The following is a 14390-nucleotide window of genomic DNA, read 5'->3' on the forward strand; positions in this document are numbered from 1 at the left end:
GCAAAGGCAAGCTGGAAGCTTACCAAACTCTGCGGTTTCGTCGCCTCAAGGACGAAGGCGACTGCTACCGATGGCAGGTATAGCAATCGGTTCGGCTCGTCAGTTCGTATTCTTCGGCGAGTTCTTTTCGTAATACATTGGGATTGGCGACCAATTTCTCCAACGGTTGTGGTTCAAATACAAGCTCTCTAGGACGTACATGTTGCTGTGGATCACGATGGCAATCCAAACACCATTGCATCGTCAACGGCTGGGCCTGCATTATCAGCGGCATTTCACCGACATTGCCGTGGCATTCGTAACAGGCGATTCCTTTATGCACATGAATGCTGTGATTGAAATAGACGTAATCCGGCAAATCATGAACACGGTTCCAGTGCAGCGGCTTGCCTTCACGAAGGCTCGCTCGTACGGGAGCCAGCAGGTCGGTTTGATTAAACAACTTTCGATGACAATTTATGCAAACCTGCGTCGTGGGCAAGCCTGCTCGCGGTGAGGTCTCGACGTTTTGGTGACAGTAACGACAATCAATTCCGATGTCGGCGACATGATGTTGATGGCTGAACGGTACTTCCTGCGTAACTGCAATGTGCTGGCCGGTCACGTAGGACGACCGAGCGATCACTAACATTGCACCGCCCACTGCTCCAATGCTCAGCACACTGGCGACAATCGCCGACCGAAATATCGTGTCCGCAGATTTGGAGAATATCTGAGGCACGAATTCTTCCTCGCTTGAGAACGCGAAACGAACAACTTGTTGACCGATAATGCAAATCCTGTGCCCGCGATCAATTCACTCTCAACAAGTTAGCTTCCTTTTCGTTGGCATAGTGTTTGCGGAACGAAATGATGCTGCTGGTCTCCCGAAATGGTTAATGATGGTTAATGAAGGCCAAAGCCTTTCACGTCTCGGAAACTGGTATGGGGAAAGGCCCCATAAGACGTTTTACTTAGACCTAACGGTGGAGAAAAATTTATGTCGAACGGATCAAGCGGAGTCGTGGTCATTACGGGTGCTTCGGCGGGAATTGGCCGCGCTACAGTCCGGCGATTTGCCGCTGACGGATACGATGTCGGACTCATTGCTCGGGGCAAAGACGGCTTAAATGCCGCTGCATCCGAAGTGATGCAAGAAGGCCGCCGAGCATTCGTTGTGCCTTGCGACGTGGCGGATGCCGAAGCGGTGGAGAACGCTGCCGAGCGTATCGAGAATGAACTCGGGCAGATCGACGTTTGGGTCAACAACGCCATGGTGTCGGTGTTTTCTCCCATCGCTGAGATGACGGCGGACGAGTTCAAACGGGTTACCGAAGTGACTTACCTCGGTTATGTCTATGGAACGCTATCGGCGCTCCGGCGGATGCGGTCGCGCAACCGAGGCACGATCGTACAAGTCGGGTCGGCTTTGGCCTATCGCAGCATTCCTCTGCAATCGGCCTACTGTGCTGCCAAACATGCGATCATTGGTTTTACCGATTCACTTCGCTGCGAATTGATCCATGACCAAAGTGATGTACATGTCACGGTGGTTGAAATGCCCGCAGTCAATACTCCACAGTTTTCGTGGGTGAAATCTCGTCTGCCGAACAAAGCACAACCGGTGCCGCCAATCTTCCAACCCGAGGTGGCTGCGGACGCGATCTACTTTGCGGCGCATCATTGTCGTCGTGAAGTCTGGGTCGGATATTCCGCAGTCAAGGCGATCATCGGACAAAAGATCGCGCCGGGTTTTGCGGATCACTATCTCGCGAAAAACGGTTTCGTATCCCAGCAGACTTCCGAGCCACAAGACGCCGACGCGCCCCACAATTTATGGTCACCAGTCGATGGCCCGGGAGGCGGCGACTACGGGGCGCACGGCAGTTTTGATGAACGGGCGCGATCGTACAGCCCGCTGTTGTCCCTTGTTGAAACGATTCCGGGCCGACAGTTGACGATGATCGGTGTGGGACTTGGATTTGCTGCGTTGGTCGGAACGAGCTTGCTGGCGTCAAACAGTAAACGAACGAGATGCTAAGTGGTTACCATGGATTCGTGTAATGGAAATCTTTCTCGAAGCTCGTCGCATTTAGCGCGAGGTGGAACTTGCTGGCGTTCTTGTACTCAGGCTCAGGACCTTCGATACATCTCGGCATCCTTGGATTTGAACTCAAGACCAAGTCCAAATCGCTCCATTGACGGCTTCATTTTTCCGTTCTTTGCTGGCACGAATCCATCAAACAACTTCTGTTCAATTCGAACGTGATCGTGGAAATACTCGAGGTGGCGAATTCCGGCAATAGCGCAGCCGAGGTGCATGTGCAATGATGGTGCGCAGTGCGAGGACAGCGGAATTAGAAAAGCGTCGCTGATCGCAGCAGCGGCTAGGAAACCTGTGATTCCGCCGCAACGAGTCGCGTCGGCCTGTAAGACATCGACTGCACCCAACTCCAGCATGCGGCGGAAATAGCTGGGTTGAAACCCATATTCGCCAGCCGTAACTTCAACATTGGGAACGTTTGCATCGCGAATGAGCCTGAGTCCCTCCAGGTCGTCGGAAGAGACTGGTTCTTCAAACCATGTCACTCCCAGGTCTGCAAATTTGTGCATCAATGCAACCGCTTGCTTGCGGCTGTACCCGCCGTTGGCATCGACAAATAATCCGGCGTCGCCGATCGCATCGCGAACGATTTTTACACGGTGTGGATCGCGACACGTATCGCGTCCCACTTTCATTTTGACCTGCCGAATTCCTTCCTTGACCCAACCGCTGGTTTGCTCACGCAGCTCATCGTCACTATAAGATGTAAAGCCACCACTGCCGTACACGGGGACAGCATCGCGAACCTGCCCAAGCAACTTTGCCAGTGAAACCTTGAGTAGCTTGCACTTCAAATCCCACAGCGCAACATCGACTGCGGAAATCGCCATCGACACGATACCGGGGCGTCCGAGGTTGCGAGTGTGATGGACCATCGCATGGTAGCTCGCCGCAATGTTCATCGGGTTAGCACCAACAACCAGCGAGCGTAGCTTCTCGTCAATGAGTGTTGCCGTGGCAGGGCAGCTGTAGGTGTAACCGATACCGGTCGCGCCAGCCGCCGCCAACTCGACCAGCACCAGGGTTGTTGAGTCCCATTGCAACGTCCCGTCGGATTCCGGTTGATCCGTTGGAATCGTGAAGGCGGAAATTTGACATTCTTCGATTTGCGGAGCCATAAATTGAGCGCTAACGGTCGCCCGACCGCTCCGCCGGTCGATGTCTCAAATAAAACCGGCGGAGCGGTTCGGCGATCATTCGTCTCCGTGAGGAATAAAACTCTCCACCGTTTCATTGAATGCCCGTTTGATCATCGCCAGCCGATTGGGATCGCCGTGTGCAATCGACGACATAAAATTGACGGCTTGGTCGAGCGTGATGTGCGGCGGTAAACAGGCGATCTCGGGATCGGTCACCGCTTCGACCACGACTGGTCGATCGGCTGCCAACGCACGATCCCACGTCTCCCCAACTTTTTCAGGATCGTCGACGCGATAGCCCGCCAGCCCGAGACTCTCGGCATAACTGGCGAAGGGGAAATCTGGAACGTACTGCGAGGCTTCAAACTTTTTGCAGCCGCTCATCACACGCATTTCCCAAGTGACCTGGTTCAGGTCGTGGTTGTTGAGCACCAAGATGATCAATCGCGGGTCGGACCAATCTTTCCAATAACGCGAAATTGTGACCAACCCATTGATGCCGAGCATCTCCATTGCACCATCGCCGACCAGCGCGATCGCCGGTCGATCAGGCCAGCAGAACTTGGCGGCAATCGCGTAGGGTACCCCTGGACACATGGTGGCCAGATTGCCGGACAGCGTTCCCATCATTCCTTCGCGTATCTTGATGTCGCGAGCATACCAATTCGCCGCGGACCCCGAATCGGAAGTGATGATGCAGTTGTCCGGCAGCCGGGGAGACAGTTCCGTGAAAACCCGTTGCGGATTGATCGGTTTGCCCTCGTTCTTTGATCGCCCATCGAGTACTTCCCACCAATCTTTGACGTTCGTTTCGATGGTTTCACGCCAGCTTCGATCCTCTTTTCGCTGCAACAGCGGAATCAATTCTCGCAGTGTCTCACGGGCATCGCCCACCAAGGGTACATCCATTGGATAGCGGATCGAAAGCATCTTTGGATCGATATCAATCTGCACTGCTTTCACACTGCCCGGTTTGGGAAGAAACTCGGAGTACGGAAATCCCGACCCGACCATCAATAGCGTGTCGCAATCTTGCATCAAATCCCAACTTGGCTTCGTTCCCAGTAGACCAATCGATCCGGTCACGCCCGGAATTTCGTCGGGGAGTACTGCCTTACCCAGGAGTGCTTTCGCAACACCTGCACCGAGCAATTCAGCGACCTGGGCGACTTCGGCGGATGCCCGCAGCGCGCCAGCACCGACCAGCATGGCCACTTTCTGTCCAGCGTTGAGAATCTTCGCGGCTTCTTCCAAATGTCCTGCAAAGGGAACGACTCGGGGTGCTAGGTAACCGACACCCGAGGCCGTGCATCCATGCACACGAGGCGGTTCTGCAAAGTCCAACTCTTGAACATCATTGGGGATGATTACACAGGTGACGCAGCGTTGGGACAATGCAACGCGAACTGCGCGATCGATCAGGTGTTTAATCTGCGCCGGTTCACTACACATGTGGACGTAATCGCCCGCAACATCTTTGAATAGTGAGATCAGGTCCACTTCTTGCTGGAACGTTCCCCCCAGCGCCATACGTGCTTGTTGACCGACGATGGCGACGACGGATTGATGATCCATTTTGGCATCGTAAAGACCGTTGAGCAGATGGATGGCTCCCGGTCCCGAAGTTGCCATGCAAACGCCGACATCACCGGTGAACTTCGAGTGAGCACACGCCATGAACGCGGCCATTTCCTCGTGAGAAACCCGTACCAAGTCGAATTTGTCCATCGCTCGGTCCATCGCAGTGAACAACCCGTTGGCACCATCGCCGGGGAATCCGTAGATGCGATCCACTTTCCACTCATGCAGTCGCTCGAAAACAAAATCAGAAACTGTTTTACTCATCAAGATTACCTTTGAAATAGCGACGAATCGAGGGAAAACGGAAGTCGCCCGATCGCTCCGTCGATCGGACTCCGTTTAGCAATCCGACAGAGCGGTTCGACGACTGTCGTTTATCGTTCTAGCGAACCTGCGGATCGGTTCTGTCACCGATAAGCACGGCGACCACCTACCAACCTCGGCCAAAACCGCCGAAGCCAATTGACACGCCACTACGACCAAAACCGTAGCCGGGATACCCACCGTAGCCGTAACCCCCTAGTCCATAACCGCCAAACCCAGAGCGATAGTAGGGCGACCCGCCAATGCCGACTGAGATGGAGGGACGGTAGTACGAGGATCGCCCATAGCCGTATCCACTGTAGCGGTACGACGGCGCACGGTAATAGCTTCGGACAGGTACTGAATACGTATACCCGCCATAGCCACACGCGTTGCCACGATGGTGGCGACCGTGGAAAGCGCTAGCATCACTAGCGGTGAACGCGACCATGACCGCGCAGGCGAAGCCTATGAGAACTTTTTTGAACATCTGACAAATCTCCTATGTGTACAGTTGCTGAACAGAGCATGACCGACTTGCTGAGCTTTGCGCAGCACATTGGCATTGCCGATGTGTGCAGCAAAATTGGGACCGAAGTTGACAAATAGTAGGTGGGGAAAACTCCCAAAACATATTGAGGAACTCTTTGAATCTAAAAGCGAACGAACGGCCGTCACCGAGCCGAGCCGTTGGATGGTTATAAGTCAGATGACCGACGGTACGACTTTTGGGTGGAAAGGCAAGTGTCGTGCCTGCTTCAGCAATCTGCGGCACGTCGATTGCGGAGACTTCCTGCTCGAGAGTTCAAGGAAATTTGTGCGGAGATACTTGTGAAGAACCATCGCACCGAGCAATTGCTGGCCGAACCCGATTACGTTGGCGAGTTGGCGGCGGAACTTAAACGAACCACCTCCGCTGAAGTCCGCTTCGATCACGGCAGTCGGGCGGCGTACTCGACCGACGCATCCAACTATCGACAAATTCCGATTGGCGTGGTCGTTCCGCGTTCAGTAGATGACGTTATGCAAATTTTTGCAGCCTGTCGGAGATTTGGTGCACCCGTCACCTCTCGCGGCGGCGGCACCAGTCTTGCCGGACAGTGTTGCAATGTCGCCGTCGTCATCGACTACAGCAAATACATGCATCATGTGTTGGAAATCGACGCGGAAAACAAGCTTGCGCGAGTGGAGCCTGGATGCAAGCTCGATACGCTTCGTGATGCCGCACAAGAGTGTGGATTGACGTTTGGACCTGATCCGGCGACCCACAGTCACAATTCGCTTGGAGGGATGATCGGTAATAACTCTTGCGGCGTCCACAGTGTCATGGCGGAGTTTTACGGCCCCGGTCCGTTGACGGCACACAATGTCGCGACGCTAGATGTTTTAACCTACGAAGGAGTGCGGATGACCGTCGGGCCGACCAGCGACGAGGGACTACAACGGATCATCGACAGCGGCAGCGGGCAGGGCGAGATCTATCGAGCACTGAAAGAATTGTGTGATCAATATGCGGAATTGATCCGGCAAAGATATCTGCAAATCCCTCGACGAGTATCGGGATACAACCTCAATGAATTGCTGCCTGAAAACGGATTCAATGTCGCCCGTGCTTTGGTAGGCACCGAGGGTACCTGTGTCGCTGTCTTGGAGGCAAAGCTGCATTTGATTCCGCAGCGACGTGAGCGGACGCTGGTGGTTTTAGGCTATCAGTCGGTCTACGAAGCTGGCGACCATGTCTCACAAATCATGCAGCACAAACCGGTCGGTCTCGAAGGCATGGACGATAACCTAGTCCAATACATGAAACTAAAGGGACTGCATCCCGAAGACGTCCAGTTATTGCCCGATGGCGCAGGTTGGCTGCTGGTCGAGTTCGGCGACGATGCGAAAGAGAAAGCTGATGCCGCTGCCAACAAGCTGATTGAAGAACTAATGCGATGCGACAATCCGCCGAGCATCAAGGTGTTCGAGGATCAGTGGGAAGAGCAAAAGTTATGGGAAGTACGAGAATCAGGACTTGGAGCAACTGCACACGTTCCAAACATGGACGAAGCCCATCCCGGCTGGGAAGACGCTGCCGTTGCTCCCGAGAACGTCGGAAAGTATCTGGGAGAGTTTCGCGACCTACTCAAGGAGTTTGATTACAAGTGCGCACTTTATGGTCATTTTGGCCAGGGATGTATCCATTGCCGGATTACCTTCGACCTAGCAACCGAACCGGGAGTCCAGCATTGGTTACGATTTCTCGATCGAGCTGCGGACTTGGTTGTTAAATATGGTGGCTCGCTCTCGGGCGAGCACGGTGACGGTCAGGCTCGTGCGTCGATGCTACCCAAAATGTATGGTCAGGAGTTGGTGGACGCATTCGGCAAATTCAAAGCCATTTTTGATCCGCAAGGACGAATGAATCCCGGCAAAGTGGTTGATTCCTACACGCCCGACCAGAACCTGCGTCATGGGGCGAAACACTATCATCCGAATACGTCGACGGAGACCTACTTTCAATTCCCCAATGATGGTGGATCGTTTGCCAAAGCTGTTAACCGTTGCGTCGGAGTCGGCAAGTGTCGGCGAGACGACGGCGGAGTGATGTGTCCCAGTTACATGGCCACGCGTGAAGAAGAGGACTCGACGCGCGGTCGTTCACGCATGCTGTTCGAAATGCTACAAGGAGATGTGATCGTCGATGGCTGGCGAGACAAACACATTCACGAGGCGCTCGACCTCTGTTTGGCATGCAAAGGATGCAAGCACGAATGCCCTGTCAATGTTGACATGGCAACCTACAAAGCCGAATTTTTGAGTCACTATTACGCGTGGCGGATTCGTCCCCGTCAGGCGTACGCGATGGGCTGGATTTACTGGTGGGCACGTTTGGCGTCAAAAATGCCTCGCCTCGCCAACTTCTTTTCCCAGACGAAACCTTTTAGCTCGATCGCGAAATGGACCGCTGACGTGTCCCAGTCGAGAACGATGCCAACGTTTGCCTCACCAACGTTTCGAGACTGGTTTGCTGAAACGGAATCCCAACGTAGCGAAACTCGCGCCCAGTCTCGGCTGTCCGTCGGAGATGCCGGAGATTTCGACGGCGCTGGCCGCGAGAAAAGCACGCTGCGGCACGAACATGTTCCACGCTTCCAGACTGATTCGTATCCTCACGATTCCGAGAGACATCGGCTGAATCCGCCCAAGTCACGTCAAACCTACGTCACCGACCGGGTCTTGGTTTGGCCCGACACGTTCAATAACTATCTCAGCACCGATGCCTCCATCTCGATGACTCGGGTACTGCACCAGTTAGGCTATCGCGTTGAAATCCCGCCTCGTCCATTGTGTTGTGGCCGTCCGCTGTACGACTGGGGCATGCTCAAAACTGCCAGGCGGTTGCTTGAGCAAACGCTCGATTCGCTCCACCCTTGGATCGTTGCGGGCGTGCCGCTCATTGGGATTGAACCAAGCTGCGTAGCCGTGTTCCGCGACGAGTTAATCGAGATCTTACCGCATCGCCAAGACGCTAAGATTCTGTCGAAGCAAACCTTCCTCTTCAGCGAGTTTATGGAGATGCAGAATCACGAGTTTTCGCAGCTTCATCGCAAAGCACTCGTGCATGGACACTGTCATCACAAGTCAGTGATCCACATGGACGCCGAAATCAGTATGCTGAAAAAGCTCGGCTTGGACTATGAACTCGTCGACGACGGTTGTTGCGGCATGGCCGGTGCATTCGGTTTCGCGTCGGATCACTACGACGTTAGCATCAAGATCGGCGAACAGTTACTATGTCCAGCGGTGCGTGGTGCCGACCGCGAAACGCTCATCATCGCCAATGGATTTAGCTGCCAGCAACAGATCAAACAACTCACGGGAAGGAAAGCCATCCATCTCGCTCAAGTCGTTGAAATGGCGATGATGGAAGATTCGCAGACCTTCGCAAGCGCAAGCTGTCCGGCGACAATCCAGCCAATCAATCGTAAAAAACCGGGCGGCTCGCGCCGCTCCCTTAAAAATTGAGTAGTTTTCGTTTTGCCCCTCTCGCAAATGAGGTGATTTTGATATGTCCGTTAACATTACAGAAACCAATGATGGCCAACTCATCGAAGTCGAATTGACCGGAAAACTGACCGGCACAGACTATGACCGCTTTGTGCCACTCACCGAGCAACGCATTGAGCAGCATGGAAAAATACGACTGATTGTGGTGCTGACTGACTTCCATGGCTGGGAGGTGGCAGCATTGTGGGACGATATCAAGTGGGACGTCAAACACTTCAATGACATCCAGCGACTTGCCATCGTCGGCGACAGTAAATGGGAAAAGGGCATGTCGGTATTCTGTCGACCCTTCACTACCGCAGAAATCAAGTACTTTGATTTAGTCAATCTCGACGATGCCCGAAAATGGGCCGCGGCTTAGCTTGGCGAACGATGAACGAGCGATCCTCGCCTCCGCAGCGCGGGCGGAATTCAACCGATTCATACGACCGTAACGCCGATCACGCTGGCCATTCACATGGGATCAGCCACGGGGGCGAGATTGGCGGTGTGAGTGATTCCCGACTGCTATGCGCTGTCCTGCTGAACCAACTTCTGACGCTCGGCCAAGTGATCGCGGGGACTGTTTCTGGAAGCGTGGCATTGTTGTCGGATGCCGCCCATAACTTTAACGATGCAAACTCACTTTTGATTGCGTACGTAGCGCGACGTATCTCCAAGAAAGACGCGAACGAACGTTACACGTTTGGATATCGACGAGCCGAAATGATTGGCGCAACCATCAATCTTACGCTATTGGCAATGATTGGATTGTTCCTGGTCTACGAAGGCATCAAACGACTGTTTCTGCCGCAAGAGATCGTTGGCTGGCTGATGGCGGTGACTGCAATCGTGGCGTTTGTCGTCGATGTCGGCACAGCTCAGTTGTTGTGGGCAATGAGTCGCGGCTCACTGAACGTGAGGGCCGCATTCATTCACAACATCGTTGATGCCGCCGGATCGGTTGTCGTGTTGCTCGGTGCCATAGCGATCCTCTGGCTCGATTGGATGCGGGTCGATCCAGTCATCACCTTGCTGATTGCCAGCTATGTGCTTTGGCAAGTCTGCAAGATGCTTCCGCCGGCAACTCGGATCTTAATGGAAGGTGCTCCCCCCACTTTGAACCTGCAAGCTTTGATTGAGTCGGTTCAACAAGTTAGCGGAGTAGTTGGGCTGCACCACCTACATGTATGGGAGCTTGACGAGCGACACCGAGCAATGGAAGCGCATGTCGTCATTGCCGACGAAAGGGCGGCGGAATTGGAGTCAATCAAGGATAGAATTAAAGTATGTCTGGCAGATCGGTACGATATTGGTCACTCGACTTTGGAGTTCGACTTAATTAATTCGAGCCAGGCGACGTGCGATACTTGCGTTGAATGAGTGCGAAATTCCACCTACATGAGGACGATTCCTCTATCATCGTAGCGGCGGTACCCGCAACCGTGGTGTGCTCGCCTGTTTGATCGTCAGCATCGCGTTGCTGATTGGTAATCCCTCGAAAGAAATCGAATGTCTGTGTTCGCGAACGTAGCAGCGATTGCGACTAAAGGCATTTATCACCTAGTCCAATTACCTTCGCGAACTGGTCGAGACACTAGACCTTAAACAAGCGAAGTTTGTTTAAGGTTTTGCGTTCTGCGGCGGATATTTTTCGGCGCGCGGCTACCCTGGCCAGCGATGCTGGCGGGGGAAATTGGGGGGGATTTGCTCATCGTGTCGGGGGCTTTCTTGGATTCGGCGGTGCGGCGGTATCAGTGCGTCCAGACACTGACTTCGTTCAATTTTTGCCGTCAACAGCGAAGTGGGCGTCGGATATTCGATTCGATCAACAGTAACACGTCCACTGACGGGCGGTAGCTCAGCAGGCGATACAACAACGAGCGACTGCGACGGATGATCTGTGCTGGAATCATCAGGATCCGATCCCGAAACGTCGTGAAGTCCATCGCGATCACTTTCGACTTCATCTTCGCTTGCTCGAGGCGTTGCTCGGACGTTCCGCTCGGCTTGATCATCAACCCTGCCCACACTTTCAAATTCCAAGCAAGCGATGCAATCACCATGTAAGCCCAATTGCTCCTCAGATCATTCAGCGGTGCGCACAACGCACACTGCTTCAGTTGCGAAATGTTGTTCTCTTGGTTGCATCTGGCATTCGCGTCGATCACGACTTGGCGAGCAGGCTTCGCCTTCTTCGCTGCGTTGGTGATGTAGAAGAAATAGACAGGCTCTTCCTTGTCAAACAGACGCATCTGCCCCCGTGTCAAATGCACCTCTTTGTGAAGCATAACAACTCGATAGGTTCGATTGCATTTGCCAGGTTGGTAGTCAAACTCTGCGATTCGTTCTCCAGCGAGTCGTTTGTTGAGGTAACCGTTCTCGACGACAATCTGTTCTTTCAAGCGAAGGCGTTTAGCTCTTGGTTTCTCCGGTGGCTTCTTCTCGCTACGCCGACGCCGGAGCGTTTTCCAAGCCGATTCATCGAGATTATCCGCGATTTTGACTAAGTTGGGCATCGCGTCGAGGCCGAAGACGAACTCGACTTCGTCGTCAGTCCAGCGATCCAAGTTTTCCGTCAACGAAAAGTCGGTGTCACCACGCAGCACGACTTTGCGAAAGCCTGCATCACGGCAACGCTTGATGGCCAAATCGAAATAGAACGCGGAGTGTTCGTGACTGGGACGGTTGCCACTGCGATTTGCGATGAACAACGGTTCGCGAGTATTGGCCAGTGTCACGACCAGCGGATGATAGCCCCATTGGCCTTTGTAGTTGATCCCGATGCCCTGCTTCTTTTCGGCAGACGTTTCGACTTGCGTTCCATCGGCTTCGATGATCGCAAGATCGAAGAATTCTTCGGGTTGCTGTTTCCAAACCCGCTGTCGAGCTCGATTGAAGGCGTTCATGAGGTGGAGGATATCGGTGTCACTAAACCTGCGGCAGAAGTCACCCGCAGTGGTCGGGTCGGGAATCCGCTCGGCGCCTACGGCATTGAGGTAAGCTTCGTCACTGCGCCGATCTTCCAGATGCTCAAGGCAATTGCCACCGGCAAGCAGATTCATTGCAATATTCATCACATGATCGGCTTCGTCGTAGGGCAGATGAAGTTTGAACAGCGGTATCGCTTGGTTGATTTCGTTGCGAAGATCGAGTTGCTTTGACAGTTGGAGAATGGTTCCGATGCCGCCGGCAGCGATGGCTTGCTGCTTGTCAGCGAGTTCGTATTGAATGTTCGGCGGAGTGATCATGGGTGACGAACCGGACCAATTCTCCTTGGCGATTCTCCGCAACATTTTTCGCTTGCGTGCTCTGGCTTTTCGACGTAGCTTGATGTTCACTCGAAACCCTCGTTTGCGTGCGTGACTTGAAGTTGTAGTAATCTCCAATTTACGCGATAAACGCCGAGGGTTTTGAGCTTTCTAATCTATTTTCCAATCAAGCTTCGCTTGATTAAGGACTAGAGCGACGGCTTCGTGTAGTGGAAGTCTGGGCATCGCGCCCAAAAGGTTTCGCGATTTACGTCATACCCGAGATTTCTTCAGAGTTCCGACAGATGTTGCTTCGGCAACCTCGCTTACTCGCCTCACGCCTCGGCACATTTCAACTCACCCAACAGTGCCAGAACAAAATAGGCTCTACTGAATCACCACAGGAAGCTGTATTCGTGATTGCGGTGGAGAATGTGTGGGCACAACATTCAGATCTTTACGGAGAACCGCGATTTACTTCTGTGCTTTCCGCATCAAGCGTCTGAGCGTTGGTGAAATGGCAGAACTGATGCCCATAGTGTCAGTCAACTCTTTGTTGTCGTCGATCTTGGTAGGCATGTTTGAAGACAGGATTCCCCGCACGAGTGTTTGGGTGGTGAGCTTGTCGAGCGGTTTGATCATTGCCGTAGTCCCACCAAAATGTCCGACTACATCGCCGATTTCTTTGTCGAGCAGACTGGTGACGACAACCACCGGCAATTGATTAATCAGCGGATCATCGCTCCCGCGGATTGCATTTATCAATTCCAGGCCAGACATGCGGGGCATTTCAATGTCGGTGATTATTAAGTCGGGTGGAGTCTCATTGATCGACTCGATTGCGCACCGACCATCCATGACGAGAGTGACTTCCATCTTAAGTTCGCTGAGCCAACTGCGTAAGACTTCGCGAGCGGAACGAATGTCATCGGCGACGAGGACACGATAGTTAGATTTTGAGTCTTGCATCTTGCTTCCTAAGTTATCGCGTCAATCGTCCGCAATTGTTATCCCGTTGTATCGCGACGGCCGTTCGACATTGCATACACGCAATTTGGCGTGCTCGCGGTGGCTGATGCGATCGTTATCTAGAAATACTAGGTGGCTACACTCCGGCCGCTTCGTTGCCTACAGAGCTACAACGGTGTCGACAGCACGAGATCGCAGCATCATCGCTTGACCGCCTCGGCGATCCGGCGTTTGACGTACATTGAACGATCCAGCGTCTGATTTGTTGGGACAGCTCTTTGAGGAGTTCCGTGCGTTTTTCGGTAGCAGTGGCCATGTCCTTCCCAATGCGTGTGCGATTATCGTGCATCGCGACTGCATTTGGGCAGCAGTCTCCGAGTTTATCGCGATACATGAATCTGATTTTGCCTCGGTCGTTCCGGCATTAAGAACTATCCTCTTGCGATATTGACCTTAAAGCTTTAACCACGAACGTTAAGCAAATCATGTGCCAGACTCTATGGCGGGAAGGTTGCGAACAGGAATGTCACCAGCAGCCAAGGAAATCTTTGTAAGTGAAATCTGAGACGACTTCGTCACTGAAACGGGTAGTCAGCAATCTTCATAGCAAAGATGGAATTCCCGTTAGTCGAGGACACCACTAACCTGAATTCAACTTTCAAAGTGAATTCCGCAAAGCGTGGTTTGGAAACGGTTTACGACAACGACTTCCGATACGCTTTCTCTGCGTAGTACCACGAAACCGGATTTCGAGTTCGTTTGGAGTCAATTTCCGAGTCAAACGCGCAAAACTCAATCTCTCGTTTTCCCGTGGTTTCGCACAAAAATACCCGGCTCAGTTTTGGGCTGGACCGGGTATCGAGTTGGTAAAGGCTAAGCTGAGAGTAGGTTGTTACGCAGCATCGGCGTCAGTTTGGCCGTTTCCATTGGCCCTGTTCCCTGCGCTGGCGTTGCCACGTCGCGCACGCCCATCGGCCATCGCTGTACCATTCTCCCTGGCATCCTTATCCAAGGCAAGCTTCAAACCTC

9 protein-coding genes are annotated in these 14390 nt (G+C 53.3%); 4 read left to right on the forward strand and 5 right to left on the reverse strand.

Translation table 11 applies throughout. The features are described from left to right. Positions 1–64 precede the first annotated feature (64 nt). On the reverse strand, positions 65–721 hold the full coding sequence (locus ABD971_RS29200; RefSeq protein ID WP_345327251.1) for a cytochrome c3 family protein: 657 nt from the start codon (positions 719–721) through the stop codon (positions 65–67). 258 nt (positions 722–979) lie between these two features. On the opposite strand from ABD971_RS29200, the gene ABD971_RS29205 reads away from it, so the two are divergent. Beyond that, a complete protein-coding gene (locus ABD971_RS29205) occupies positions 980–2020 on the forward strand; it encodes an SDR family oxidoreductase (protein WP_345327252.1) in 1041 nt (346 codons plus the stop codon). 92 nt (positions 2021–2112) lie between these two features. Here the strand turns inward: ABD971_RS29205 and ABD971_RS29210 are convergent, their stop codons facing one another. After that, complete coding sequence (locus ABD971_RS29210; RefSeq protein WP_345327253.1) at positions 2113–3201, reverse strand: enolase C-terminal domain-like protein; 1089 nt, start codon at positions 3199–3201, stop codon at positions 2113–2115. 75 nt (positions 3202–3276) lie between these two features. Next, positions 3277–5067, reverse strand: a complete 1791-nt coding sequence (locus tag ABD971_RS29215) for a thiamine pyrophosphate-requiring protein (RefSeq protein WP_345327254.1) — start codon at positions 5065–5067, stop codon at positions 3277–3279. A gap of 870 nt (positions 5068–5937) precedes the next feature. Here ABD971_RS29215 and ABD971_RS29220 point away from each other — a divergent pair. The 3 genes from ABD971_RS29220 to ABD971_RS29230 are packed head-to-tail and all read left to right on the forward strand — an operon-like array spanning position 5938 to position 10524. Then, positions 5938–9120 carry an FAD-binding and (Fe-S)-binding domain-containing protein gene (locus ABD971_RS29220; RefSeq protein WP_345327256.1) on the forward strand — a complete coding sequence of 1061 codons (3183 nt, stop codon included), beginning with the start codon at positions 5938–5940 and terminating at the stop codon, positions 9118–9120. 43 nt (positions 9121–9163) lie between these two features. Further along, entirely contained in the window at positions 9164–9523 is a 360-nt protein-coding gene (locus tag ABD971_RS29225) for a SpoIIAA family protein (protein WP_345327257.1), read from the forward strand. Positions 9524–9534: 11 nt separating this feature from the next. Then, positions 9535–10524 carry a cation diffusion facilitator family transporter gene (locus tag ABD971_RS29230; protein WP_345327258.1) on the forward strand — a complete coding sequence of 330 codons (990 nt, stop codon included), beginning with the start codon at positions 9535–9537 and terminating at the stop codon, positions 10522–10524. 410 nt (positions 10525–10934) lie between these two features. Here the strand turns inward: ABD971_RS29230 and ABD971_RS29235 are convergent, their stop codons facing one another. Beyond that, positions 10935–12437, reverse strand: a complete 1503-nt coding sequence (locus ABD971_RS29235) for an IS1380 family transposase (protein ID WP_345327259.1) — start codon at positions 12435–12437, stop codon at positions 10935–10937. Positions 12438–12866: 429 nt separating this feature from the next. Further along, on the reverse strand, positions 12867–13361 hold the full coding sequence (locus tag ABD971_RS29240; protein WP_345327260.1) for a response regulator: 495 nt from the start codon (positions 13359–13361) through the stop codon (positions 12867–12869). Positions 13362–14390 lie beyond the last annotated feature (1029 nt).

This window comes from Novipirellula rosea, from assembly GCF_039541335.1.
GTDB lineage: Bacteria > Planctomycetota > Planctomycetia > Pirellulales > Pirellulaceae > Novipirellula > Novipirellula rosea.

Coding starts and splice junctions, on each gene's coding strand:
- ABD971_RS29205 (WP_345327252.1), top strand. CDS start 980: ATGTCGAACGGATCAAGCGGAGTCGTGGTCATTACGGGTGCTTCGGCG.
- ABD971_RS29210 (WP_345327253.1), bottom strand. CDS start 3,201: ATGGCTCCGCAAATCGAAGAATGTCAAATTTCCGCCTTCACGATTCCA.
- ABD971_RS29215 (WP_345327254.1), bottom strand. CDS start 5,067: ATGAGTAAAACAGTTTCTGATTTTGTTTTCGAGCGACTGCATGAGTGG.
- ABD971_RS29225 (WP_345327257.1), top strand. CDS start 9,164: ATGTCCGTTAACATTACAGAAACCAATGATGGCCAACTCATCGAAGTC.
- ABD971_RS29230 (WP_345327258.1), top strand. CDS start 9,535: ATGAACGAGCGATCCTCGCCTCCGCAGCGCGGGCGGAATTCAACCGAT.
- ABD971_RS29235 (WP_345327259.1), bottom strand. CDS start 12,437: ATGTTGCGGAGAATCGCCAAGGAGAATTGGTCCGGTTCGTCACCCATG.
- ABD971_RS29240 (WP_345327260.1), bottom strand. CDS start 13,361: ATGCAAGACTCAAAATCTAACTATCGTGTCCTCGTCGCCGATGACATT.